The following is a 24,566-nucleotide window of genomic DNA, read 5'->3' on the forward strand; positions in this document are numbered from 1 at the left end:
GGACTTTCGAGGGGAGCACGGCAGTGACAACAGCCGCGACCACGGCAACGGACGCAAATGCAGCCGCCGAAACCAATATCGAGGTGACACCGTTATCCGGTTGGACCGGTGCCTTGATCGAGGGCGTCGATTTGTCGGCACCGTTGACCGAACACCAAATAGCCGAGATCCGGGCCGCGCTGAACAAATGGAAAGTCGTGTTCTTCCGCGACCAGGACCTCGACCACGCGACGCAGATCGCCTTCGGTGCGCAGTTCGGCGCCGTGACACCGGGGCACCCCTACGAAGGTGACTCCGCGCCACCCGGGTTCCCGCAGATCCACACCGTGTCCCCAGCCGCCTACGACCATCGTTACGGGACGAAATACCGCAAGCGCCAGAGTCCCAATGGCCCCGGCTGGCATGCCGACGTCACGCCGTTGATCAACCCGCCGTCGCATTCGATCCTGCGGGCCGAGCAGGTGCCCGCGTACGGCGGTGATACGCAATTCACGAATGTTGCGGCGGTCTATGCCGGGCTGTCCGAGCCGGTGCAGTCGTTCATCGACGAGTTGCGGGCCGAGCACCGGTTCGGTTCGTCGGTCTCCGCCGAGCGCAGCACCGAGAAGATCGGTGATCTCGTCCGCGGCAATCCACTGGCCTCGATCCATCCGGTTGTACGCATCCATCCCGAGACCGCCGAGAAGGTGGTGTACGTCAATCCGTCGTTCACTCGTGAGATCGTCAACCTCGCACCGCGCGAGAGCCGACACGTGCTGGATCTGCTGTTCGAGGAGATTGCGCGCCCGGAGTACTCGGTCCGGTTCAAGTGGGAGCCCGGCAGCGTGGCCTTCTGGGACAACCGGGCCGCGCTGCACCTGGCACCCAGGGATTTCGAACACGTCGAGGGCGACCGGATCCTGCACCGCATAACTCTCGTGGGTGACATCCCGGTTGGTCCGGATGGCATTGCCTCGGAATCGATTTCGGGTGACTACTTCGGGGCTGCCTGAGATGTCGACGGTGCTGTCGAGGCCCGGCCGGATCGCCGGAAGCGGCGATGCGGCCGGTCTTGTCGACCCGCGGGCGGCGATCCGAAAGGCTCAGCGGAGGCCTGTCGTGCCGCGGGCATTGCAGCGCCTGCTCGGTCCGGTTCTGTTGGTCGTCGGGTGGCAGGTTCTTTCGACCACCGGAATTTTCGACGAGCGTACGGTGCCGCCGCCCACGCGCGTGCTGCGCGCCGCGTGGACGCTGATCGCCGACGGCACATTCCAGGAGCATCTGGTCGCCAGTCTGCTGCGGGTCGGGTACGGCCTGGCCTTCGGCATCGTGCTGGGCCTGGCGTTGGCATTGATCTCCGGTCTGTCGCGGGTGGGGGAGAACTTCGTCGACGCCAACATGGAAGTCCTTCGGGCGGTTCCGAACTTCGCGCTGGTCCCGTTGCTGATCGTGTGGTTCGGGATCAGCGAGGTGCCCAAGATCCTGCTGATCACACTTGCCGTCGCGGTCGCGATATACATCAACACCTTCAGCGCGATCCGCAGCGTCGATGCCGCACTGGTGGAGGCGGCGCGCTCGTTCGGGGCCGGTCGCGCGGAGCTGATCTACCGCGTCATCGTCCCGGGCTCGCTGCCCGGCTTCCTCGTGGGCCTACGGCTTGCCCTCACCGCGTCCTGGCTGTCGTTGATATTCGCCGAAACCATCAACGCGAAGAAGGGTCTGGGGCGAATGATGACCGACGCCCGTGAGTACTTCCAGATCGATGTGGTGTTCGTCCTGATCGCGGTGTACGCAATCCTTGGCCTGGTCTCGATCCTGGTCGTGCGCTTTCTGGAAGCTCGGCTGCTGACCTGGAGGCGGGCATATGACGGAGACTGACGCCCGGTACGCAGGCGTGGACACCGATGCCGTGGTGATCGCACGAGATGTGCGAAAGCGCTTCGGCGACAACGTCGTGATCGACGGGCTCGAGCTGGAGATCCGCGCGGGCGAGTTCGTTGCGTTGTTGGGCCGCAGCGGATCGGGGAAAAGCACATTCCTGCGGGCCCTCGGAGCGCTGGACAGCGATGTCGACGGCTATCTGCGCGTACCGGAGCGGCGCGCGATCGTGTTTCAGGATCCTCGGCTGCTGCCGTGGCAACGCGTACTGTCCAACGTGACGATCGGACTGCCGACAACCGCGGCGGTGCAGCAACGTGCGCGCGATGCCCTCGCCGAGGTGAACCTGGCCACCAAGGCCAAAGTTTGGCCGCGCACATTGTCGGGCGGGGAAGCGCAGCGGGTGGCGTTGGCGCGGGCCTTGGTGCGCGAACCCCAATTGCTGCTCCTGGACGAGCCATTCGACGCGCTGACGCGCATCAAGATGCACGGCCTGTTGATGGATCTGTACCGGCGCCACACACCGGCGGTGTTGCTCGTCACCCACGATGTCGATGAGGCAATCGTGCTGGCCGACCGGGTGATCGTGCTGACCGACGGCGTCATATCGCTCGACGTCGCGGTTTCGGTGGACAAGCCCCGAGCCCGCGACTCCCACGAATTCGTCACGCTCAGAAGGCGTCTGCTCGCCGAACTGGGCGTGGCGGACGACCAGTCCTGACCCGCACCCCGAGATAAGGAATGACCGTGTATCCCAATGTTCTTCGGCGGTGGCGCAGCACCGCGATCCTGTTGGTCGCCTTGCTTGCGAGCGCATGCGGGCTCTCGGGCGAAGAGGCCGGGCCCGCAATCGATTCCGTGAAGATCGCGACCACAAGCGATGTGCCTGCCGGGACGAAGATCGTGGTCGCAGAACAGAACGCTACGCAGTCCCTGCCGTGGAACCTGGCCGACGCCGGCCAAGGCGCGCCCTACGAGGTTGAATTCGCCGACTTCAGCGGCGGGGCAGCGGTGATCGAAGCGTTGCGATCCGGCGCGGCCGACGTCGGATCGATCGGTGAGGCACCGGTACCCATCGCGGTCGACAGCGGGGTCACCGATCTGGTGACGATCGGCCTTCAGGCCAATCCGGGGACCAGTGGGGGTTACTACCTTGTCGCGCGCCCCGACAGCGGGGTCACGACGATCGAGCAACTGGGCGGCAAACGGGTTGCCTATCCGCCGGGATCTGGCCGGCACATGATCACCGCGGCGCTGCTCAAGCAGCACGGCCTCGACCTCAAGACCGATGTCCAACCCGTGGAGCTGGCCGGCGCCGAGGTGGTTCCGACCTTCGCCGCCGGTGCGGTCGACGCCGCCATCGTCCTCGGCAACCAGTACTACCAGCTCGGCGAACCCCCGATCCTGGGCGACGGCAAGGGCATCAACACCGGGATCCAGAGCCTGATCGTGCATAAGGACGTTCTCGGCGACCCGGCGAAGGTAGCCGCCATCGGTGATTACGTCGGCCGGGCGGTCGCGGCCAACAACTGGAAGGACACCCACTCCGAAGAGTGGATCAACGAGTACTACGTCAAGCAGCAGGGCATCACGTTCGATCAGGGAAAGAAGTTGTACGACGAGGACGGCATCGCCTCCTACTACCCGATCGACGCCGATTCCACGGCGCTGTTCCAGAACGTCGCCGACGGACTCTACGAGACGGGAACGACCAAGACGCACGTCGATGTCACTCAATATGTCGACGGCCGCTACAACGACATCGTCAACGCGCAGAACCGCCTCGACAACGTCACGCCCAGATCACTCAAGTCCTGAACAACAGATGGGAACAGCAATGACTCAGCTCGCGTCCGCATTGAACATCCGACCGCAGTCGGGCTGGACCGGTGCCGAAATCAGCGGAATCGATTTGACCGCACCGCTGCTCGATGAGCATGTCGCCGAGATCCGTGCGGCACTGCTGAAGTGGAAGGTCGTGTTCTTTCGTGACCAGTTCATCGGCCACGACGACCATCTGCGGTTCGCCGCCGCGTTCGGCGCGCCGACACCCGCGCATCCGTTGTTCGATTCGATTCCCGACCCGGACTACCCGACGATCTACCCGATCTTCCGGGACCGGTTCAAGACGCGCTACGGCACCTCGCGCGGATTCGACAAACCGAACTGGCACGCCGACGTCACCGCGGCAGTCAACCCGCCCTTCGCGTCGATATTGCGGGCCGAGGAGATTCCGCCGTACGGCGGTGATACGCAGTGGTCCAATACCGTTGCGGCATATGCCGGTTTGTCGGCCCCGCTGCAGAAGCTCGCCGACCGCTTGCGGGCGGTGCACCGGTTCGCGCCTCCCGACGGCACCACCGCGACAGACGATTATCAGCGCCGCGTGCAGCGAAGGCCCCTGCTCACCGAACATCCGGTCGTGCGCGTACACCCCGAGACGGGGGAGAAGGCGCTCTACGTGAACCCCGGTTTCACCAGCCACATCGTCGGCGTCTCGCCGCACGAGAGCCGACGGCTGCTCGGCTTGTTCTACGACGAGCTCACCCGGCCCGAGTACACGGTCCGGTTCAAGTGGGAACCGGGCAGTATCGCGTTCTGGGACAACCGATCGACCGTGCATCTGGCGCCCTCAGACCTGACACTCGACCACGACCGCCGGCTGTACCGGGTGACATTGGTTGGCGACGTGCCGAAGGGACCCGACGGGCAGCCTTCCACCGCCCTCGATGGCGAACCGTTCGACGCCATCTGACGCGAGCCGCTCCGCGGCAGGAGATCAGGCCGGCACCACGATCGTCAGCTCGTCGCCGTGGCGTTCGACACGCATACCGGCTCGGCGGGCGACAGCGGCCACTGCGGCGGCGTCGTTGGGCTCGGCCCTCGAGCTCACCAGCGCCCGGGCCAGGTGGCCCTTGTGCGCCTTGTTGAAGTGACTGACCACCGTGCGGTGTCCATCGGGGTGTTCGGCGAGCACCTGCACCCGCACCGCTCCGGGCACTCGCCCGAGCGCGGCGTAGGAACCCGACCGCAGATCCACGATGAGTTCACTCTCGGCGAGTTCGGCCAGCACCGGCTCGAGTAACGGACGCCACCGGGTACTCAAGCCTGGCCGGCCCGGCAGTTTCGCGGACGCAGACAGCCGGTAGGCCGGTACCAGATCGTCGGCACGCAGCAGACCGAACAACGCCGAGCCGACCGCGAGCCGGGCGCGTGCCCGGGCCGCGGCCGCTCCGCGCAACGATTCGACGTCGAGCGCGTCGTACAGCACGCCGGTGTAGCGGTTGATCGCCGGCATCGTCGGTGCCTGCCGCAGGCCGGCGTTGCGCTCGATCTCGGCGTCCTGGGCCGCGGAGAGCCCGAGGGCCTTGCGGCACGCCGGCGGGTCGGCGGCCAGTCCGACCAACTCGTCGACCAGCGTCTCCCGCAGCGGGCTGAGCGCGGGCGAGCTCAAACTGTCCAGACGCAATGGCGGGCCGTCCCCGCCTGCGCGCTTGGTCTCCGAGGGTGGCAGGAGCACGATCACACCGAGACGTTAGCGGAGCGGTCCTGGTGTCCGGTGATCTGACCGATGTGATCCCAGCCGGGTCAGACCGGCATTCCGGGCGGCGGAGGAAGCTCGGGAGCGGGCGGGCCGGGTGGCGGCGGAACGTTCAGCACGAACGACGCCGGTACTGCCATGGGGTCGGCAGGCGGCGGTGGCGGTGGCGCGAAGGGATCGACCGGCGCGGGCGCTGCCATCGGAGCGGGCGGCGGCGGTGGCGGGACCGGGGGCAGCGGCGCCTCGGGTGGCGGTGGCACGCCGAACGGCAGCGGGGCAGGCGGTGGCGGCGGTGCGGCGGGTTCGGCTTGTACTGGCAGATACATGTGGTGGGTGAACTGCGGCTGGTAGGCACCTCCGCCGCCGATCTTCACGCCGCCACCTTCGCCGGAGGAGACGGGCGTGCCGTCGGGCAGCGTGACGGCGGTGTGGCCGCTGTTCCAGCCGATCACGAGGGCACCGGGCTGGGTGCCGTGCTTGAAGCCACGGGCCAGCAGGGCACGCTCCTGGTTTCCGGTGTTGAACCGGTCACCGAAGGCGGGCCGGCCGGTGGCCACATTGCTGACCCAGGAGGCGAGACCGGAGCAGTCGGTTCCGGCCGGACTGTCCCCACCGGAGATGTACGGCGTGCCCGATACCTGCTGGACAAGCGCCATCAGCGTCGCGATAGCAAACATGCGGCGGGACATTAACAGAGCTGAAAATGGTCGCCAAAATATGTGACTCCGTTCACAAGGAGACATATAAATCGGTTATCTCACGGCCCTTGGGATTTGGTGGGACTGCCAATGACGGTATTTCGCAGTCGGTTAAGCGGCATTTTTGCGTGATTACTCGGAGTGTGACGGATCCGTCCAATGTGGTTGCCGCAGTGGCTCTGTGCCACTTCCGTCACGGCTGATCCGAAGGTCGAAACGCTGTTTCGACTCGAAATGCGCTTGTGTGTAACAAAATTCGGCTGGCCGTATCGACGGTCTGCGTTGTGGGGCACTGTCGCCCGACGTCGCCATGGCGTCCTGCGTACTGGGGTGTCATCGACACCGCCGCCGCACCGGGGAGTGCGGTTCTGGCGAACTTTCACCGGTCCGGCTGACAGGCTCAGGCGGCAGGAGTCGACGGGTGGCGGAGTCCTGTTCCGAAGTTGACATGCAGCCAACTGGCTGCATAATTCGGTCTGGCGGGCGCAGGCACGCACATGAACGGAATGGGCGGGCGTGGACGACGTTTTGAAGGCAGTGGCTGACCCGAATCGGCGGATGCTGCTCGAAAGCCTCAACGACCGCGACGGTCAGAGTCTGCGGGAACTGTGTGCGGGTCTGTTGATGGCACGCCAGTCGGTCAGTAAGCATCTGGCGGTACTGGAGGCGGCCAATCTGGTGACGGTCGTGCGCCAGGGGCGCGAGAAGCTGCATTACCTCAACGCCGAGCCCATCAGCGCGGTCGCCGACCAATGGATCAACCGTTTCGGTGGGGCCGACGTGCACGCGCACGCGGACGACGCGTCAGCACTCGACGTCGCACCCACGGAGTTCGCGTACACCACCTATATCCACACAACGCCCGAGCGGCTGTGGCAGGCGATCACGAACCCGGAATTCTCGCTTCGGTATATGGGTCACGGCATCGAGTCGGACTGGCAGAAGGGCGCCACGTACGTCTGGATCGACGGCGATGGGCGCGTCGAGCACCCGGACCAACTGATCCTCGAATCCGATCCGTACGGGCGGCTCGCATATACCTTCCACACCGTCGCACCGGACACCCGCTCACGGGTGTCCTTCGACATCGAACTGGTCGAGGATCAGGTCGAGCTGACCGTGGTCCATGGCGGGTTCGGCCCGAAAAATCCTGTCCGCCAGCTTGTTTCACGCGCCTGGCCGCTCAAGTTGTCCAAGCTGAAATCGGGTCTTGAGCGGGCCGGCGTGCCGCAGTGACAGCCGCCGATCAGGTCAGCGCGTCCTGCGGATCCTTCTGGATGGGTGTGGGCCACGGCGCGGGCAGCGGCCGCTGGCGCACCTGCTGCGGCCACCAGAACCACTTGCCGAGCAGCGCCGCGATCGACGGCGTCATGAAGGACCGGATGACCAGGGTGTCGAACAGCAGACCCAGGCCGATCGTGGTGCCGACCTGGCCGATGACCGCGAGTTCGCTGACCGCCATGGACATCATCGTGAACGCGAACACCAGACCCGCCGAGGTCACCACGGACCCGGTCCCGCCCATCGCGCGGATGATGCCGGTGTTGAGGCCGGCATGTATCTCTTCTTTGAACCGGGATACCAGTAGCAGGTTGTAGTCGGCGCCGACGGCCAACAGGATGATGACCGACATCGCCAACACCATCCAGTGCAGTTCCAGGCCGATGAGGTGCTGCCAGATGAGCACCGAGAGGCCGAAGGACGCGCCGAGGCTGAGTACCACGGTGCCGACGATGACCGCGGCGGCCACCACGCTGCGGGTGATGATCAGCATGATGATGAAAATCAGGCACAGCGAGGCGATTCCGGCGATCAAAAGGTCGTAGTTGGAGCCTTCCTGCATGTCCTTGAAGGTGGCCGCGGTACCGCCCAGGTAGATCTTGGAGCCTTCGAGCGGCGTGCCCTTGATGGCTTCCTTCGCGGCCTGCTTGATCGCCTCGATGTGCGAAATGCCTTCGGGGCTCATCGGATCGCCCTCATGGCTGATGATGAACCGCACCGCATGCCCGTCGGGGGACAGGAACATCTTCATGCCGCGCTTGAAGTCCGGATTGTCGAACGTCTCCGGCGGGAGATAGAACGAATCGTCGTTCTTGGAAGCGTCGAACGCCTGGCCCATGGCCGTCTGGTTCTCCATCATCGCTTCCATCTGATCCTGCAAACCACCCATGGTGGCCTGCATCGTCAGCATCATGGTCTTCATCGTCTTCATCGTCTCGATCATGGGCGGCATGATCGTGAGCATCTGCGGCATGAGTTGATCGAGGCGATCCATGTCCGGCATCAGTTTCTGGATGTCGTCGGTCATGGTGTCGATGCCGTCGAGGGTGTCGAAGATCGAACGCAGAGAGTGACAGACCGGGATGTCGTAGCAGTGCGGTTCCCAGTAGAAGTAGTTGCGGATCGGCCGGAAGAAATCGTCGAAATCGGCGATGTGGTCCCGTAGTTGGGCCACGTCCACGACCATCCCGTGCATCTTCGTCACCATGCTGTGCGTGGTGTCCGACATCTGCTTGACGAGCCCGAGCATGTCCTCCATCGTGTTGATGGTCTTCTGCATCTCGTCGGCCATCACCAACATGTCGGCCATGCGGTCCTGCATGTACTTCATGTTCATCATCTGCGTGGTGCCCTGCATGCTGATCTGGAACGGGATCGAGGTGTGCTCGATCGGCGTGCCCTGCGGGCGCGTGATGGCCTGGACCCGGGAGATGCCGGGTACCTGGAAGATTCGCTTCGCGATCCGGTCGACGACCAGGAAGTCGGCCGAGTTGCGCAGATCGTGATCGCTTTCGATCAACAGCAACTCGGGGTTCATCCGGGCTTGTGAGAAATGCCGGTCCGCGGCCGCGTACCCCGTGTTGGCGGGCAGGTCCTGTGGCAGATAGTTGCGGTCGTTGTAGTTGGTCCGGTACCCCGGCAGGGTCAACAGACCGATCAGCGACAGCGCGATGGTGGCGATGAGGATCGGCCCGGGCCAACGCACCACGGCCGCACCGACTTTGCGCCACCCACGGGTGCGCATCGCGCGTTTGGGCTCGAGCACCTTGCCGAACCGGCTCGCCACCGTGATGATCGCCGAACCCAGGGTCAGCGCGGCGAACACCACCACGGTCATGCCGATGGCCAGCGGGATACCGAGCGACTGGAAGTACGGCAGCCGGGTGAAGTGCAGGCACAGTGTGGCGCCGGCAATCGTCAGACCCGAGCCCAGCACCACGTGGGCCGTGCCGTGGAACATGGTGTAGTAGGCCTGTTCCCGGTCTTCACCGACACTGCGAGCCTCCTGATATCGGCCGATCAGGAAGATCGCGTAGTCGGTCGCCGCGGCGATCGCCAGCGTCACCAACAGGTTCGTGGCGAACGTCGACAGCCCGATGATCTCGTAATAGCCGAGGAACGCCACGACACCGCGCGCCGATGCCAGCCCGAGCACGACCATCACGAGCGTCAGGATCACGGTGATGATCGAGCGGTAGACGAGCAGCAGCATGATGATGATGACCGTGAAGGTCAGCATTTCGATCATCCGCATGCTGCGGTCACCGGCGATCTGCTGATCGGCCGACAGTGCCGCCGGGCCCGTCACATAGGCCTTGACGCCCGGCGGGGCCTGCACGCTGTTGACGATGTCCTGGACTGCCTCGACCGATTCGTTGGCCAGCGCCTCGCCCTGGTTGCCCGCGGTGTAGACCTGGACGTACGAGGACTTACCGTCGGAGCTCTGGGCGCCCGACGCGGTCAGCGGGTCGCCCCAGAAATCCTGGACATGCTCGACGTGCTTGTCGTCGGCCTCGAGCTTGTCGACGATCTCGTCGTAGAACTTGTGCGCGTCGTCGCCCAAGGGCTCGTCGCCCTCGAGCACGATCATCACCGAGCTGTTGGACTTGAACTCCTGGAACACCTCGCCGACGCGCTTCATCGCGATCATCGACGGCGCGTCGTCCGGCGTCATCGACACCGACCGCATCTCGCCGACCTTTTCGAGCTGCGGCACGGCGGTGTTCAGTATCGCGATGATCGCAATCCAGACCAGGATGATCGGGATCGCCAGCCGCCGGATCCACTTTGCGATCCCGCCGTGGCGTGCAGGTGGAGGGCCGGCGGCCGGGAAGGCGTCAGTGGGGGCGTCGTGGTTGCTCATGCAGATTTCACCAAGCAGAAGGTCTGGGCATTGACGCCGTTGGAGGTTCTCTCGTCTTTGAGTTCATCGTCGACGGTGATACGGCAGGTGATGGTGTCACCGTTGCCCTGCGCGACGATGTTCGGGAACACCGAAGGGGCGGTGGACTCGAGCCGCAGCGACCATGGCAACGTGACGCCGTCGATGCGCTGAGGCTGAGCGTCGAGGTCGAGGTAATTGATGTCGGCGGTCGCGCCCGGTACTCCGTAGATCTCGTAGACGACGACTTTGGGATCGAACGGCTTGGTGTCGTCGACCTTCGCGCTGGAGATGCCGCTGCCGTCACCGGCGCCGAAAAATGTACGTACCCGCATGACGGTGAACGCCCCGACGACCACCACGACCATGATGAGCAGCGGAATCCAGAACCGCCGCGCCAGGCCGGTCAGTGAAAACTGTTTCCCCCGTGAGCGTTTCGTAGCCTTGGCCATCAGGCGACGACACCCGTCAGACGGATCTGTTTCGAGACCACGGCACGCAATCCTGTCGCGCGGTCGATGAGACCGCGGTTGTCGTAGCTGCTCTGTGCCATGTGCACCTCGATACGCCTCGCCGTCTGTCTGCCAGTTAGCCAGTTGACTAAGTACTGCGAGATATTAGCTGATTTAACAGAGTTGCAAAACGTTGACCGGCCGCGTGCCGGAGGGGCGCAGCCGTCACGTTTGGCGTGCTCACGCGACGATACGTGGCCACGACCCGTAACAAGTGGTCACCCCGGCGCTCACGCGCAAGTCGGCGGGTTGTCTGCCCATGTGCGCGGGGCCGAGAGTGACGCGGTAACACGGTCAGCCGGCTCTGTCATACGGCCCCATGCAAACGCCCCCGCGAGAACGCGGGGGCGTCGACACTGCGATAGGTCAGTCAGCTGCCCAGTTCCACAGCGACATGTCGCCGCGGGGGTAGTTCATGCAGATATCGGTGGTGTTCGCGGCCACGCCCTTGTTGTTGAAGAACAGCTTGGCCCAGTTCGGCCACCGCCACGACATCTGCTCGTAGAACGCATTGGTCGCGGTGTTCTCCGAGTACTGCCGGCGGCCGGCGTAGTCCAGCGAGAAGAACCAGTGGATGCGGTCGCGCGCCCCCTGCTGGTCGGCCGGTGGCTTGTTGTTGTAGTCGATCATGTACCGCTCGTAGTAGATCGGCTCGACATCGCGGGCCGCGGCCATGATCTGCTCGGCATCGCACTGCGTCTTGAGGATGCGGTTCGGGATCGGGTAGTCATCGGTGGCATCGGCGGCGGCCAAGCCCGGTGCTGCGGCCAGCGTTCCGGCCACGGCGCATGCGGCGACTCCCATGCGGATGAGGTTTGTAGGACGCATGTGGTTCAACATATCGCTCCAAGTTCTCGGGAGGCGGCGAAAAGCTATCTGGCCGAGTCGGCCGCGGCCTGCTCCATGACATGTCGGAGGTCGGGGCAGTAGTAGTTGATGGCTGTGCCCAAGAACTGCCAGTGCTGCGCCGTGGTGCTGTCCTTGTCGAGGTTCTTGCTCAGGAACGCCACGGAGTCGTTGGCGTTGTGGTCCACCGCGTTGTGCAGCCGCTTGCACGTGAGCTTGCCGATCCAGGCGTTGTAGTCACGCGGCCCGTAGATGCCGTACGTGTGCAGCTCGTTGGCGAAGTCCGTGTCGATTTCGGCATGTGCCGGCGCTGCGAACGCGATGGCCGCGGCGGCGCCGAGTACTGCCAGCCCTGCAAGCTTCATGCGGGGAATCTTAGTGCATCTAACTCGATGATGGCAGGCTGCCCGGAAAACCCGTCGCAATCAGTAGCGGGATTCGCTGCTCGGCGCTGGTCAACGACCCGTGGTGGCCGACAAGCGCGGATTCCAGCGGTTCGGCGGTGCGCCGTATCAGCGCCGCCGAACCACGCGCGGCGGCGACGACGTCTCCGATGCGCGGCAACACGTCATCGCGGACCCGCCCGCCGAACCAACCCGCGGCGATCGCTTCGTCGCGCGACAACACCCATGCGGTGTCGGCGAGGGTTTCCCGCCAGGCCGCCAGCACGTCGTCGGCCGCGCCCATAGCGGTGTAGACGTGGCGCGCACGCGCTTCGCCGCCGACTGCGGCCACGCCGGTCTGCAGCGCCGGGGTGGTGTCGAGGTCGACCACTTCGGTCGGGTCGACGGCGACCATGCCGTGGTCGGCGACCACGGCGAGCAGTCCATCCGCAGGCAGGGTCTCCACCACGGACTCGACCAGCCGATCGACCTGACGCAACTGCATGCGCCACGCGGTCGAGCCCGGCCCGTGCAGATGACCGACCAGGTCGAGATCGGCGTGATAGCCATAGCAGAATCCACCGGCGGCGATGCAGCCCGAGACGGCGGCGGCCAGCTCACCCGTCGCGTGCACACCGATGTAGTCGCCGCCGCGCAGCACGGCGCGGGTGAGCCCGGATCTGGCGAACTCGGCGCCCGATACGACACTGACGGCGAAGCCGGCGTCGACGGCCCGTTCGAATGTGGTGGGCAGCGGCTGGACGGCCTCGGGCCGGACGGTGTCGCGGAGATCGTCGCCCCACGGATGCGGACGCCAGCGCAGGGCGTTGATGACACCGGCGTCGGGCACCCGGAACGAATAGCCGACCAGGCCGTGCTCACCGGAGCGGCAGCCCGTGCCGATGGCGGCGAGCCCGGCGGCTGTGGTGGACGGGAAACCGACCTGCAACGTCTGCCCACGCAGACCCGCCAGCACCGGCGCATCGGCGGCGTGCGCATCCAGCAGCTCCGCCCCGAGCCCGTCGATCAGCAACACGCATGCGCCGCGGACCGGGGTGGGCAGATCGATGCGCGCCTCGAATCCCGCCGCGCCCATCGCGGCCAGCACAGACGGAACCACATCGGCAAGGTGGTGCAGTGTGCGGTCGGGTTGAGGCGCATCCACGTGGTGAGCCTGCCACAGAAGTCACACGTGCAGGCCTGGGCAACGGTGGGGATGTTCCTGGCGGAACCGGTACGCTGACCATTTATGAAGCCGATCAAAGCAGTGGCCCTCGCTGCCGCGGTGGCGATCGTTGGGGGCGGCACGTTCAGCGGGATCGCGAGCGCCGATCCCACGACCCCGGCTCCCGCTCCACCGCCCCCCGGTGTTGCGGCACCGCCTCCCGGTGTTGCGGCACCGCCCCCCGGCGTTGCGGCACCTGCTGCGCCGGCCGTCCCGGCGACGACGATGGATCACGACGGCATATTCATCGTCGGCACCGACATCGAGCCCGGCACCTATGCGTCGGCCGGACCCGTCGAGGACGGCACCTGCTATTGGAAGCGCATGGCCGATCTGCACGGTGGCGACATCATCGACAACGCGATCAGCAAGAAGCCGCAGGCCGTGCAGATCGACGCCACCGACAAGGCTTTCAAGACCAGCGGATGCCAGGCGTGGCAGAAGACGGATGCGGTCGCTGCCGGTCCGCCCGCCACCGGAGACATCCCGGCGCTCGTCGCGAAGGCCAAACTGTGGGCGTGGCTGAACTCGTTGAACAACAACGCCCGTCAGTTCGACGGATCGCAGGTTCCACTGCCCTGATGCGTCAGGCCGGGGGGATCAGCGGGGGCCGGCAGGCATTGCCGACGGGGTCCCACCACCAGCCGTTGTCGCACATCGGAGGCGGTGGCACCACGGGCGGTCGGCAGGTGTTCCCGGCCGGGTCCCACCACCAGCCGTTCTCGCATCGCAACGGCACGACGGGCGGCCGGCAGGTGTTGGCCACCGGGTCCCACCACGCGCCGCCCTCGCACTGCGCTGAGCTGATCGCCGGTGCCGCGACCGTGACGGCGGCCAACGTGGCCAGCGGCGCCAACGCCACGCCGACGCCTGCGGCGAGTCGGCGAACGATGTTCGTCATCTCGAACCTCCTCGAGAGATCGCCTCTTTCGAGCCTAACCGCGGCAGCGTCTTCCGCCGAGGGAGTCGGGGCGTGATGGGGGCACTGCTGCGCGTCGTCGGGGTGGTACTGGTTGCCGCGATCGCGCTCGTTTCGACGGCGTCCCAGGCAGCGGGCAGCCCGGACGCCGTCCAGGCTGCCGTCGACCGGGCTTTTCGTCCGTTGCTCGAGCAGTACGACGTTCCCGGAATGGCGGTCGCCGTCACGGTCGACGGCCGTCGCTACTTCGTCGACTACGGTTTGGCCGCGAACCCGGGCGGCCCAGCGGTGTCGCGGCACACCCTGTTCGAAATCGGCTCTGTGAGCAAGGCTTTCACCGCAACGCTCGCGTCGTATGCGCAGGCCACCGGAGCATTGTCGCTCGACGCGCACCCGTCGGCCTATCTGCCGGAATTGCGGGGCAGTGCTGTCGATGCCGCGACCCTGCGTGACCTCGGCACCTACACGGCAGGGGGACTGCCCTTGCAGTTCCCGGACACCGTCACCGATGACGCCGGCATGCTCGCTTACTTCCGCGAGTGGTCCCCGACGGCGGCACCGGGGGAGATCCGCCGATATTCGAATCCGAGCATCGGGCTGCTCGGTCATCTGACCAGCCGCGCGATGCGGGGTGATTTCGCTGATCTCGTGCAGGCGCAGGTCTTCTCGCGCCTCGGCTTGTCCAGTACGTACATCCACGTGCCGGACAGCGCGATGGACCGATACGCATGGGGCTACGACAAGGCCAATGAGCCGACCCGGGTCAGTCCCGGGGTCTTCGACGCCGAGGCGTACGGCGTCAAGACCAGTGCCGCCGACCTGATCGGTTTCATCGAGGCCAACATTGCGCCGCACCGCTTCGACCAGTCGCTGCAGCGCGCGATCGAAGGCACTCACGTCGGTTACTCCCGGGTGGGGGACATGGTGCAGGGGTTGGGTTGGGAACGTTACCCCTATCCGGTGTCACTGGATGTGCTGCTCGCCGGAAACTCCAGCACCATGGCGATGGAGCCACAGCCCGCGCTGCCGATCGTGCCGGGTCGGCTTCCGGACGGGCCCGCGCTGTTCAACAAGACCGGGTCGACCGACGGCTTCGGAAGTTACGCCTTGTTCGTGCCGGACCGGCAGATCGGCATCGTCATCCTGGCCAACAAGAACTTTCCGATTCCGGCGCGGGTCACTGCCGCCCACACGGTTCTGCAGGAGCTCGAAGCGCGGCGCTGAGCCCGGTAGCCCGGCGATTGCCGACACGCCGTAACGGCGCTGGCGAGCATCGCCGCGCGACCACGGCAGGCACACGCAAACGTTTTGCTACGCAATACAACCCGGCTGCCGGTCGCCGAATTGACAGCCCGCGTCCAGAAATCGCACAGGATTGCGAGCGCGCGATCGCCGCACCCACGCTGCTAGTCTGCGAGAGCTGCCGGTTGCCGGGTCGTGGGAAGGCGATGCGCCCGGCATGCCGCGGCAATGGCGCGGGCGAAACAGCGTGGGTGGATACGGAAAGAGTGTTGTGCGCGGCGCAGAGATCAAAGCCCTGACGGGACTGCGCATCGTCGCAGCCGTATGGGTGGTGCTGTTCCACTTCCGGCCGCTGTTGTACCAGGCCGCGCCCGATTTCACCGAGGCACTCGCGCCGATACTCGATTGCGGCGCCCAAGGTGTCGACCTGTTCTTCATCCTGAGCGGATTCGTGCTCACCTGGAACTACTTCGACCGGATGGGCCCGTCGTGGTCGACCCGGGCCACCCTGCACTTCCTGTGGTTGCGGTTGTCGAGGGTATGGCCGGTGTATCTGGTCACCCTGCATCTCGCTGCGCTGTGGCTGATATTCTCCCTCAACGTCGGCCACGTGCCGCCGGAAGACACCAGCGGTTACAACGCCGTCAGTTATGTGCGCCAGCTCTTTCTGGTTCAGCTGTGGTTCCAGCCTTACTTCGACGGCTCGAGCTGGGACGGTCCGGCGTGGTCGATCAGCGCGGAATGGTTGGCGTACTTGCTGTTCGGCGGACTCATCCTGGTGATCTTCCGGATCGCGCGTGCGACACGGGCCAGAAGCCTGGTGTTGCTGGCCATCGCGGCTTCACTGCCTCCGGTGGTGCTGTTGATGGCGACGGGCCACTTCTACACGCCGTGGAGCTGGTTACCGCGGATCGTCATGCAGTTCACCGCGGGAGCCCTTGCCTGTGCCGCGGTACGCAAGCTCCAGCTCACCGACCGCGCGCGGCGCGGCGCCGGCTACCTGTCGATCCTGCTGGCCGGTGTGATCATCGGCGGCCTCTATTTCTTCGAGGCGCACCCGATGAACACGGTCGGTGACGCAGGTGGACTCGTCGACATCCTGTTCGTTCCGTTGGTCGTGGCGCTGTCGGTGGGCACCGGCAGCCTGCCTGCGCTGCTGGGGATCCAGCCGCTGGTCTACGGCGGGCAGATCTCGTTCGGTCTGTACATGTTCCACGAGCTCGTGCACACGGCGTGGATTTGGACGGTCAAGCAGTTCGAGCTCACCCTGTCCCCGAACCTGTCGGGCAAGGTAACGCTGCTCTTGCTCTTCGCGATATGTGTCGTCGGAGCGGTCCTGCTGTATCACCTCGTCGAGGAGCCGGCCCGCCGATGGATGCGCAGGATGGTCGACATCAGGCCTGCGGATCAGACGAACAGCAAGTTGCACCGGATCGACGGGGACCTCGATGACAGACCGGCAATGTCGGCCCGTGCAGGGTAGACCTGGAACACGCCGAATCTTGCTGCCGCGCAGGTTGTTATGGTGCCGTTATCGCCGCGTCATCGTCGGCTGGGAGTCTGATCGGGAATCGCGGTGCGGGACGTCAGCGTCTCACGGGCAGTGGAGGTAGCAGTGGGTCGTCTGACCACGTTCATCGTCTCGCTTGGTCTGCTTGTCGGACTGTTCGGGCAGGTTCCGACTCAGCGGTACACGACATCAGGACTGGACCCCCGGATCAACCGCATCGCCGTGATCGGCGACTCCTACACGACCGGTACGCCCGCCGAGGGCGGCATGGGTCCGAAGGGCTGGACCACGATCGCGTGGCAGGAATTGGCACAGCGCGGGGTTCAGGTCACCGCCGACGTCGTGGCGGAAGGCGGGGCCGGCTACGTCGTGCGCGGCAATCGTGGGAGCATCTTCGGCGACCTGACGACCAGGGCCGTTCAGCCCGACGATTCGCTCGTCGTGTTCTTCGGCTCCCGGAACGACAAGGACGCCGATCCGGCGGCCATCACCCGGATGAGCCACGATGCCCTGGCGTCCGCCGAGCGGATAGCTCCGGCCGCGCGGCTGCTGGTGATCGGTCCGCCATGGCCCACCGCAGACGTACCTCCCACGGTGCTGCACATCCGCGACATCCTGCGCGGGCAGGCGCGTGACGCGGGCGCGACGTTCATCGATCCCATCGCGGAGGGCTGGTTCGTCGGAAGGCCGGAACTCATCGGCGCCGACGGCATCCATCCGACCGACGCCGGCCACGCGTACATGGCCGACAAGATCGCCCCGCTCATCGGGGCGGAGCTGCCGCGCTGGATCTGAGAACCGATCAGCCGCGATGGAAGCTCTCGAGCACGAAACCGAGATGTCGGCGCCAGGCCTCACGGGTTGATGGCCCGGCGGCAATCCGGCCGGCCTGTACGACGCCGCGCATGGCCCACACCGTGGTGGTGATGTCGGCAGGAGTGAGGTCGCGGCGCATCGCGCCGGCCTCTTGCGCCCGCGCCAGCAGCGCGGCCGACCGCCTGCTCAGCTCGTCCACCAAGTCTCGCGGCGCGAGGTCACCCCAGATGTTGGCGGTGAGCCCGGCCTTATCGGCCAGTTCGTAGCCGACTGTCTCGAGAAACCGATCGACGCACGTGGCCGGCGGTTCCCGTTCGGCTTGCTGCGCGAGTTCGAACAACCGGGTGAAGAAGGCCCTGAGCACCTCGCGGACCAGCGCGTCCTTGTTGCCGAACCGCCGATACAGCGTCGCGGGCCCGACGCCCGCAGCCTTGGCGACGTCGTCGAGTGTCGCCGTCGTGCCCTGCGCGGCGAAGACCTGTTCGGCGGCAATCAACAGCCGGTCCCGGTTGGCCGACGCGTCGCTGCGCATGTCCTATCCCTTCGTCGCCGGGAACAAACCCGATTAAGTGATAGTTACGCTATCAGTTAGTTGCAAACGAATGGATGGAAACATGACAACGATTACTCACGAGCCCCGGCCGAGTGCCAGTGGTGCGGCACGCACCCGCCTGGGCCATTCGGACTTGACGGTGCGGCCAATCGGCTTGGGATGTATGGGAATGTCGCAGTTCTACGGCAGGGCTGACGACTCCGAGTCGGCCAACACGATCCGTGCCGCGCTCGACCTTGGCGTGAATTTCCTCGACACCTCCGACGTCTACGGCGCTTCCGACGCGACATGGGGTGTCGACATCAGAGGATTCGGTCACAACGAAGAGTTGATCGGCCGCGCGATCGCGGGGCGGCGTGACGATGTCGTGCTCGCCACGAAGTTCGGCGCAAAGCTCAACCAAAATCGCGACGGGATCGTCATCGACGGCAGGCCCGAGTACGTCAGATCCGCGTGTGAGGCGAGCCTGCGCCGGCTCCAGACCGATGTGATCGACCTGTATTACTGCCACCGGCTGGACAAGGGTGTGCCGATCGAGGAGACGGCGGGCGCCATGAGTGAACTGGTCGCGGCGGGCAAGGTCCGGGCCATCGGATTCAGTGAAATAGGCAGCGATCTCATCCGCCGTGCCCATACCGTGCACCCCATCACCGCCTTGCAGAGCGAGTATTCGCTGTGGGAACGCGGTGTCGAGAACGGGGTCACCGAGACATGCCGGCAGCTCGGGATCACCCTCGTCCCGTACAGCCCGCTCGGCCGGTCAGCGCTGACCGGTGCGCTAAAAGCCGGCGACACCTTCGCGCACGGCGATTTTCGCGCCACCAACCCGCGGTTCATGCCGGACAACCTGGCCGTCAATCTGCGACCCGTGGCGACGCTCATCGCCATGGCTGCCGAGAAAGGCTGCCGGCCAGGGCAATTGGCCCTTGCCTGGTTGCTTGCGCAGCCGCTCGACGTCGTGCCTATTCCGGGTACCAAGCGCGTGGAGTACGTACGGGAGAACCTGGCGGCGACGGAGGTCGCGGTGAGCGCCGACGAAATCGCCTATTTAGCAGAGGTATTCGCGCCCGAGCGGATCTCCGGAAACCGCTATGCCGATGTGCATGCGAAGACGGTGGCCGAGTAGCCGAGTGCGGGCCGATCAGCCGCGAGCGGTGGTGCGGAAGCGATCCCGATAGGCCTTGGGTGAGACACCGAGGTGACTGACGAACACTCGCCGCAGGGTTTCGGCGCTGCCGAATCCGGCCAGCCGGGCGGTGTCACCCACCGGCTGGCCGGCGTCGAGCGCCGCCCGCGCGACGTCGATGCGGACCATTTCGACGTACCGTGCCGGCGTGGTCCCCAGTTCGGTGTGGAAGAGCCTGGTCAGTTGCCGCGTGCTCACCGAGGCGAGTTTGGCCAGGCTCCGGACGCTGTGGTCGGCCGCGGGATCCGCCGCGATCGCATCGGTGACGCGCCGCAGCACGGACTGTGGGGGAGCGTCGGCTTCGACCAGCGTGGAGAACTGTGACTGGCCGCCGGCCCGCTTGAGATAGACCACCAATGAGCGCGCGACGTCGCGAACCAGGTCGCTGCCGTAGTCCATCTCGACGAGAGCCAGGGCGAGGTCGATGCCCGCCGACACCCCCGCCGAGGTGTAGATATCACCGTCGCGCACGAAGATCGCATCCGGTTCGACCGATATCTCCGGGTAGGCACGGCCGAGGAGCCCGGCGTGTCGCCAATGCGTGGTGGCCCGTCGTCCGTCCAGCAGACCGGCCTTGGCGAGGATGAACGAGCCGGTACAGATCGAGGCCAGCCGACGAGTCCGGCCGGGCAGGTCCCGAACTGCCGCGACGAGTGCGGGATCGATGGGCAGGCCCACCAGGTTGTCGCCGCCGGCAACCATAACCGTGTCGGCGTGATCGATGGACGAGATCTTCTCGGTCGCAGGGAAAGTCGTTCCGATCGACGTGGTCACATCGCGGCCGTCGACCGAGGCGATCTTGAGCAGGTAGTCGGCGCCGAACTGATTGGCCTCGGCGAACACCTCAGCCGGACCGGCCGCATCCAGAAGCTTCACCCCGTCGAACACGACGATCACCGTGACGCGCGGGCGGCTACCTTCGACCATCCGCCCATTGTGTCGCTTCTTGTGGGATACGTGGCACATCGGCCATATCCGATCCGAGCCCGGCCGCCGCAGACTTGTCTGCAGATGCCGAAACGGAGTGTGACCGATTTCCGCGCCGGCGTCGTTCATCAAGAGCGACAAGGAGATTCATGATGACAGTTCCGATGACCGATTCGATCGCCGGCATCGAAGTACCCGATACCGCCCTCGTCCGCGAGGTCACGGAGTACATCCGTGACGCCGAAGACGACCTCTTGTTCCACCACTCCCGCCGGGTGTTCTTCTTCGGCGCCCTGCAGGGGATGCGCCGCGGTCTACAGCCCGACCTCGAACTCCTCTACGTCGGCGCGATGTTTCACGACCTTGGACTGACTGAGCCCTACCGTTCGTCGTCGACACTGCGATTCGAGGTGGACGGGGCGAACGCCGCCCGTGATTTCCTCCTGCAGCGTGGGGTCGACGAGGCCGCGGCGCGCAAAGTGTGGCTCGGCATCGCGTTGCACACGACCCCGGGCGTGCCGGAGTTCCTCGATCCGGAGATCGCACTGGTCACCGCAGGTGTCGAGACCGACGTGTTGGGAATCGGCCGCGACGATCTGACGCCCGATGCGTTGGCCGCGGTGACCGCAGTGCACCCGCGGCCCGATTTCAAGAACCGCATCCTGCGCGCGTTCAACGACGGGGTCAGACAACGCCCGCACTCGACCTTCGGCACGGTGAACGACGACGTGCTCGCGCATTTCGACAGTTCGTTCGTGCGTGAGGATTTCGTCGAGGTGATCCGGCAGAACAGCTGGCCCGAATAGCCGGTTCACATACTGACGCGCCGGCCGGCGAGTTCCTTGAGCTCGTCGGGCAGCGCATCGGCGCGCAGGATCTCCGGCAACAGGTGCGACTCCAGGGTGAGCGCACGGAACACGAATCCGACCGTGATGTCATGGTCGGGCCGCTCGGTGACGACGATCGCGTCCCCGGCGCGAACCGTTCCCGGATGCACCAGCCGGAGGTAGGCGCCCGGAATCGCGCTCCTGGTAAAGGTTTTCATCCAGCCGTTGATCTGGAGCCAGGCCGCGAACGTTCGGCAGGGGATACGTGGCCGCGAGACCTCCAATTCCAGCCCGTCGGATCCGATCCGCCACCGTTCACCGATCCGCGCGTTGGTGACGTCGACACCGGCAGTAGTGAGGTTCTCGCCGAACACGCCGTTGGCGATCTCCCGGTCGAGTTCCGTCTGCCACCCGTCGAGATCCTCGCGCGCATACGCGTAGACGGCCTGGTCGTCGCCGCCGTGGAACTGCTGATTGCCGATCGTGTCGCCGATGAGGCCACTGCCGAGTCCGCCGTGCATCGGCCCGGGCGCACGTACGCCGACCGGACCTTCGACCGGTCGCTTGTCGATGCCGGTGAGAATCCGCTCGTTGGCCGGATTCGGGCGCGGTTGAGCGACATTGACGGTCAAGACGGTGGACATCAGCCAAGCGTAGTGGGCCGGACGGGATGCCTCGACCTGGGCGTGACCGCTACAACAGCGGTGTCGCGTTACCGTTCGGCGCGGGCGGTGGTGGCGGCACCGGAAGGCACAGTCCGGTCGCGGTGTCGAGCTGTTTTCCGGGTAGACAGAACGGAGCGCACCCGTTGGTGACGCCGGTCTCGCCCGGCAGGCAGGCCGCACTCACCGCCGGTGTGGCGATCGTGGCCACACCCATCGGAGCGGCCGCGAGAACCGCGACCGACACCATCGTGAGCATGCCCCGCCGCAGCGCGTTCGCCATACCGACTCCTGCCCATGTCACCTGCCGTGTTCGGTAGCCGCAGTGTAGGCGCTCGGCGACCCGGCCGGCGTGCACTAGCGTCACGTTGTTGTGCAGACCCTGATCGACTTCGACAACGCGCCGATCTTCGCCATCCCGCTCGCCGACGGTGCTGGGACCGCGGGAGTGCGGGAAGGCATGTTGATCGAAGGCCCACAAGGATGGGGAGAGTTCAGCCCGCATCCGGACGATCACGCAACCGTTCGGTGGCTGACCGCCGCGCTCGAGCCCGGCACCGTCGGCTGGCCCGATCCGATGCGCGGGCGGATTCCGATCGCCGTGACGGTACCGGCCGTCGACCCGGAGGCTGCGCATCGGATCGTCACGCAGGCGCACTGCCGGACGGCTTCGGTGGAGGTCGGCGCCGGTGTGCTCGCCGCGGACATCGCGCGGGTCGAGGCCGTACGTGACGCGCTCGGGGCGTCGGGCACGCTGCGCTGCGACGCGAGAGGACGCTGGGATCCCGATGCCGCCGCGGTGGCGATCCCGGCGCTCGACGCGGCGGCCGCCGGGCTCGAGTTCGTCGAACAACCCTGTCGCACGCTTCCCGAGCTCGAAGCCCTCAGGCGCCGGGTCGACGTCCGGATCGCGGTCGACGAGTCGGTTCGGGACGCCGACGATCCGGTGCGCCTGCGGCTGGGCGACGCGGCCGACATCGTGGTTCTGACGTGCGGGCCACTCGGTGGGGCTCGACGCTCGTTACGGGTGGCCGAAGCCACGGAACTGCCGTGCGTGGTGAGTTCGGCGCTGGAAACCAGCATCGGGCTCGCGGCCGGGCTCGCGCTGGCCGGCGCCCTGCCGGAATTGCCGTTCGCCTGCGAACTCGGCACCCGCCCGCTGCTCGGCGGTGATCTCGTCGCCGCATCGCGCTCACTGGTCGCGGTCGACGGATATCTGCCCGTCGCGCCGATGCCGCCTGCTCCGCAACCGGATCTTCTCGGGCGGTACGCGTTGAGCGATCCACCGCGGGCGGCCAGGTGGCGCGACCGGTTGCGCGCGGCCGCCGCCGCGGGCTGATCGTTTCGAGTAGCCCACTACGCATGCGCCGGTGCGGCGGGCAACTCGATCATCGACGGTGTCAGCAACCTCGAACTTCATGATCCAACGGAGGATGACATGTCGTTGTTCGCCAAACTGGCGGAGCTTCGCGCCGTCAAGACCCAAGACGCCGATGGCACCGACGAACTGAGTATCAGCAGGGCTGATGGCTTTCAGTTCGAGTCGATGTCGATGCGCCAAGGCGACGTCGTGGATCTGGACAGGCTCCTTCCGTTCGACGGCGAGCTCGAAATCGTGTTGAAAGAAATCGACTCGCAAACCGATGAGGAGCAGAATCTCGGCTCGGTGTTCATCCGCTCCGACGAACTCGGCCGCGGCGACGTGACACAGCAGTTCCGCGGTGCGGGGGCGCTCTACGACATCACCTACAAAGTCATCTGAACCACGGATCAATCCTGGACGGCTTTGGCGATCGCAACGCAGGTCGTCAGCCAGTCCGCATCGGGCTCGACATTCTCGGTCAGTTCCCACATCGCGTTGTGCATGACGCGCACGATCACCCACGCACGGGCCCGGTCGGCGTCGAGGCCGGCAGCCTCGGCCAGCGCATAGAACCGCCGCCGCACCCCGTCGCGGACGTATCCGGTCAGCTCGTCCCACCGGTTCCACAACATCGGCGCGAGCTCGTAATGCGGATCGCCGTTGAGCGGCTTCGGGTCGATCGCCAGCCAAGGCGCGCGGTCGGCGGCCAGCACGTTCTCGTAATGCAGATCGCCATGGATGAGTGTCGCGGCGCTCGCCGGTTCTGAAGCCAGGTCCGTACCGAGTCCGATCGCCTGCTCCACGAGCCTGCGCGGCACGGGCGCGTTGCGGGGGAGCGCCTGCAACTGAGTGGTCCAGCGGTGGACGTACTCGGTGAGCGAGCGCAACTGGGGCAGCGCGGGCACGTGGATTAGCGCGTAGACCGAGGCAACGACCTCGCACGCCTCGATATCCCACAGCTCGTTGAGGTTTCGCGAATGCAACCGTTCGAGCAGGATGGCGCGGCGGTGCGGCTCGGCGCGCAACAGCCGAACCGCGCCCTGTCCCGCCCATCTGCGCAGCGCGAGATGCTCGTGCTCGGACTCCTCGTCCGGGAACCCGACCTTGAGTACTGCGGTGTCACCGTCGCGCGTGCGGGCCGGCACCACGATCGAGCAGTAGCCGTGTGTCGGAGGGCCGTCCGGGGTGAGCTCCCACTCGCCGATCTGGGCGCGCACGAGCTTGGGGAGGCCGTCGACCCATGCCTGCCACCGGGGCCCGCGCGCGGACATCGCGCGCACCGCGTCGGGCAGTTCGATCATCGACCCCATCGTCGCACCCCCGGACTGCCCGCGCCG

Annotated in this window: 27 protein-coding genes; 14 read left to right on the forward strand and 13 right to left on the reverse strand. The window is 66.0% G+C overall.

Annotation, left to right across the window (positions count from 1 at the left end):
* Positions 1–23 precede the first annotated feature (23 nt).
* From ACOI2T_RS16795 to ACOI2T_RS16815, 5 genes are read left to right on the forward strand one after another with little or no spacing between them, the layout of a single operon-like run.
* Positions 24–992: a TauD/TfdA dioxygenase family protein gene (locus ACOI2T_RS16795; protein ID WP_409505738.1), complete on the forward strand. Its 969-nt coding sequence runs from the start codon at positions 24–26 to the stop codon at positions 990–992.
* The gene (locus tag ACOI2T_RS16800; protein WP_234817118.1) at positions 970–1,857 is read left to right on the forward strand and encodes an ABC transporter permease; all 888 of its coding nucleotides are present in this window, start codon (positions 970–972) and stop codon (positions 1,855–1,857) included. Before ACOI2T_RS16795 ends, ACOI2T_RS16800 begins: the two co-directional genes overlap by 23 nt.
* The gene (locus ACOI2T_RS16805; RefSeq protein ID WP_409505739.1) at positions 1,844–2,578 is read left to right on the forward strand and encodes an ABC transporter ATP-binding protein; all 735 of its coding nucleotides are present in this window, start codon (positions 1,844–1,846) and stop codon (positions 2,576–2,578) included. Before ACOI2T_RS16800 ends, ACOI2T_RS16805 begins: the two co-directional genes overlap by 14 nt.
* Before the next feature lie 26 nt (positions 2,579–2,604).
* A complete protein-coding gene (locus tag ACOI2T_RS16810; protein ID WP_409505740.1) occupies positions 2,605–3,675 on the forward strand; it encodes a PhnD/SsuA/transferrin family substrate-binding protein in 1,071 nt (356 codons plus the stop codon).
* 19 nt (positions 3,676–3,694) lie between these two features.
* The gene (locus ACOI2T_RS16815; RefSeq protein WP_409505741.1) at positions 3,695–4,612 is read left to right on the forward strand and encodes a TauD/TfdA dioxygenase family protein; all 918 of its coding nucleotides are present in this window, start codon (positions 3,695–3,697) and stop codon (positions 4,610–4,612) included.
* A 24-nt stretch (positions 4,613–4,636) separates the two neighbouring features.
* Here the strand turns inward: ACOI2T_RS16815 and yaaA are convergent, their stop codons facing one another.
* Together yaaA and ACOI2T_RS16825 are read right to left on the reverse strand one after the other, a co-directional pair.
* Positions 4,637–5,383, reverse strand: a complete 747-nt coding sequence (yaaA, locus tag ACOI2T_RS16820) for a peroxide stress protein YaaA (RefSeq protein ID WP_409505742.1) — start codon at positions 5,381–5,383, stop codon at positions 4,637–4,639.
* Between the two features lie 62 nt (positions 5,384–5,445).
* Positions 5,446–6,075, reverse strand: coding sequence for a C40 family peptidase (locus ACOI2T_RS16825; protein WP_409505743.1), 630 nt, complete (start codon positions 6,073–6,075; stop codon positions 5,446–5,448).
* 537 nt (positions 6,076–6,612) lie between these two features.
* Between ACOI2T_RS16825 and ACOI2T_RS16830 the strand changes: the two genes are divergently transcribed.
* A complete protein-coding gene (locus tag ACOI2T_RS16830) occupies positions 6,613–7,332 on the forward strand; it encodes an ArsR/SmtB family transcription factor (protein WP_409505744.1) in 720 nt (239 codons plus the stop codon).
* Positions 7,333–7,342: 10 nt separating this feature from the next.
* On the opposite strand, the gene ACOI2T_RS16835 is transcribed toward ACOI2T_RS16830, so the two are convergent.
* From ACOI2T_RS16835 to ACOI2T_RS16855, 5 genes are all read right to left on the reverse strand, one after another.
* Positions 7,343–10,240: an MMPL/RND family transporter gene (locus ACOI2T_RS16835; RefSeq protein ID WP_085150436.1), complete on the reverse strand. Its 2,898-nt coding sequence runs from the start codon at positions 10,238–10,240 to the stop codon at positions 7,343–7,345.
* Complete coding sequence (locus tag ACOI2T_RS16840; RefSeq protein WP_409505745.1) at positions 10,237–10,710, reverse strand: MmpS family transport accessory protein; 474 nt, start codon at positions 10,708–10,710, stop codon at positions 10,237–10,239. The genes ACOI2T_RS16835 and ACOI2T_RS16840 overlap by 4 nt, the downstream gene beginning before the upstream one ends.
* Before the next feature lie 426 nt (positions 10,711–11,136).
* Positions 11,137–11,598, reverse strand: a complete 462-nt coding sequence (locus ACOI2T_RS16845; RefSeq protein WP_085150657.1) for a DUF5078 domain-containing protein — start codon at positions 11,596–11,598, stop codon at positions 11,137–11,139.
* Between the two features lie 44 nt (positions 11,599–11,642).
* A complete protein-coding gene (locus ACOI2T_RS16850; RefSeq protein WP_067855814.1) occupies positions 11,643–11,981 on the reverse strand; it encodes a DUF732 domain-containing protein in 339 nt (112 codons plus the stop codon).
* Between the two features lie 19 nt (positions 11,982–12,000).
* Positions 12,001–13,164, reverse strand: coding sequence for an alkaline phosphatase family protein (locus ACOI2T_RS16855; RefSeq protein WP_409505746.1), 1,164 nt, complete (start codon positions 13,162–13,164; stop codon positions 12,001–12,003).
* An 84-nt stretch (positions 13,165–13,248) separates the two neighbouring features.
* On the opposite strand from ACOI2T_RS16855, the gene ACOI2T_RS16860 reads away from it, so the two are divergent.
* Positions 13,249–13,806 carry an Rv1352/Rv1906c domain-containing protein gene (locus ACOI2T_RS16860; RefSeq protein ID WP_409505747.1) on the forward strand — a complete coding sequence of 186 codons (558 nt, stop codon included), beginning with the start codon at positions 13,249–13,251 and terminating at the stop codon, positions 13,804–13,806.
* 4 nt (positions 13,807–13,810) lie between these two features.
* Here ACOI2T_RS16860 and ACOI2T_RS16865 read toward each other — a convergent pair whose 3' ends face one another.
* Positions 13,811–14,125 (reverse strand): hypothetical protein, encoded by a 315-nt coding sequence (locus tag ACOI2T_RS16865; RefSeq protein WP_085150430.1) that lies wholly within the window; start codon positions 14,123–14,125, stop codon positions 13,811–13,813.
* Positions 14,126–14,200: 75 nt separating this feature from the next.
* Between ACOI2T_RS16865 and ampC the strand changes: the two genes are divergently transcribed.
* The 3 genes from ampC to ACOI2T_RS16880 all read left to right on the forward strand — a co-directional run bounded on the left by ampC (position 14,201) and on the right by ACOI2T_RS16880 (position 17,690).
* Positions 14,201–15,367 carry a class C beta-lactamase gene (gene ampC / locus ACOI2T_RS16870; protein ID WP_409505818.1) on the forward strand — a complete coding sequence of 389 codons (1,167 nt, stop codon included), beginning with the start codon at positions 14,201–14,203 and terminating at the stop codon, positions 15,365–15,367.
* Positions 15,368–15,602: 235 nt separating this feature from the next.
* Entirely contained in the window at positions 15,603–16,868 is a 1,266-nt protein-coding gene (locus ACOI2T_RS16875) for an acyltransferase family protein (protein ID WP_409505748.1), read from the forward strand.
* Between the two features lie 132 nt (positions 16,869–17,000).
* A complete protein-coding gene (locus tag ACOI2T_RS16880) occupies positions 17,001–17,690 on the forward strand; it encodes an Rv0518 family GDSL lipase (RefSeq protein ID WP_409505749.1) in 690 nt (229 codons plus the stop codon).
* A 7-nt stretch (positions 17,691–17,697) separates the two neighbouring features.
* On the opposite strand, the gene ACOI2T_RS16885 is transcribed toward ACOI2T_RS16880, so the two are convergent.
* The gene (locus tag ACOI2T_RS16885; RefSeq protein WP_409505750.1) at positions 17,698–18,243 is read right to left on the reverse strand and encodes a TetR/AcrR family transcriptional regulator; all 546 of its coding nucleotides are present in this window, start codon (positions 18,241–18,243) and stop codon (positions 17,698–17,700) included.
* Positions 18,244–18,427: 184 nt separating this feature from the next.
* On the opposite strand from ACOI2T_RS16885, the gene ACOI2T_RS16890 reads away from it, so the two are divergent.
* Positions 18,428–19,390 carry an aldo/keto reductase gene (locus ACOI2T_RS16890; protein ID WP_409505819.1) on the forward strand — a complete coding sequence of 321 codons (963 nt, stop codon included), beginning with the start codon at positions 18,428–18,430 and terminating at the stop codon, positions 19,388–19,390.
* Positions 19,391–19,405: 15 nt separating this feature from the next.
* Here ACOI2T_RS16890 and ACOI2T_RS16895 read toward each other — a convergent pair whose 3' ends face one another.
* The gene (locus ACOI2T_RS16895) at positions 19,406–20,377 is read right to left on the reverse strand and encodes a GlxA family transcriptional regulator (protein WP_409505751.1); all 972 of its coding nucleotides are present in this window, start codon (positions 20,375–20,377) and stop codon (positions 19,406–19,408) included.
* A gap of 149 nt (positions 20,378–20,526) precedes the next feature.
* Here ACOI2T_RS16895 and ACOI2T_RS16900 point away from each other — a divergent pair, with 149 nt between their 5' ends.
* Positions 20,527–21,183 (forward strand): HD domain-containing protein, encoded by a 657-nt coding sequence (locus ACOI2T_RS16900; protein ID WP_409505752.1) that lies wholly within the window; start codon positions 20,527–20,529, stop codon positions 21,181–21,183.
* A 5-nt stretch (positions 21,184–21,188) separates the two neighbouring features.
* Here the strand turns inward: ACOI2T_RS16900 and ACOI2T_RS16905 are convergent, their stop codons facing one another.
* Together ACOI2T_RS16905 and ACOI2T_RS16910 are read right to left on the reverse strand one after the other, a co-directional pair.
* Complete coding sequence (locus ACOI2T_RS16905; protein ID WP_409505753.1) at positions 21,189–21,848, reverse strand: MOSC domain-containing protein; 660 nt, start codon at positions 21,846–21,848, stop codon at positions 21,189–21,191.
* Positions 21,849–21,897: 49 nt separating this feature from the next.
* On the reverse strand, positions 21,898–22,149 hold the full coding sequence (locus tag ACOI2T_RS16910) for a hypothetical protein (protein WP_067855785.1): 252 nt from the start codon (positions 22,147–22,149) through the stop codon (positions 21,898–21,900).
* 90 nt (positions 22,150–22,239) lie between these two features.
* Here ACOI2T_RS16910 and ACOI2T_RS16915 point away from each other — a divergent pair, with 90 nt between their 5' ends.
* On the forward strand, positions 22,240–23,205 hold the full coding sequence (locus ACOI2T_RS16915) for an o-succinylbenzoate synthase (protein WP_409505754.1): 966 nt from the start codon (positions 22,240–22,242) through the stop codon (positions 23,203–23,205).
* A gap of 99 nt (positions 23,206–23,304) precedes the next feature.
* Positions 23,305–23,628 carry a hypothetical protein gene (locus ACOI2T_RS16920; RefSeq protein WP_067855778.1) on the forward strand — a complete coding sequence of 108 codons (324 nt, stop codon included), beginning with the start codon at positions 23,305–23,307 and terminating at the stop codon, positions 23,626–23,628.
* 8 nt (positions 23,629–23,636) lie between these two features.
* Here the strand turns inward: ACOI2T_RS16920 and ACOI2T_RS16925 are convergent, their stop codons facing one another.
* Positions 23,637–24,530 carry an aminoglycoside phosphotransferase family protein gene (locus tag ACOI2T_RS16925; RefSeq protein WP_409505755.1) on the reverse strand — a complete coding sequence of 298 codons (894 nt, stop codon included), beginning with the start codon at positions 24,528–24,530 and terminating at the stop codon, positions 23,637–23,639.
* Between the last annotated feature and the right edge of the window lie 36 nt (positions 24,531–24,566).

The sequence above is a fragment of the Mycolicibacterium wolinskyi str. Jessa 2025 genome (assembly GCF_049241375.1).
Lineage (GTDB): Bacteria > Actinomycetota > Actinomycetes > Mycobacteriales > Mycobacteriaceae > Mycobacterium > Mycobacterium wolinskyi.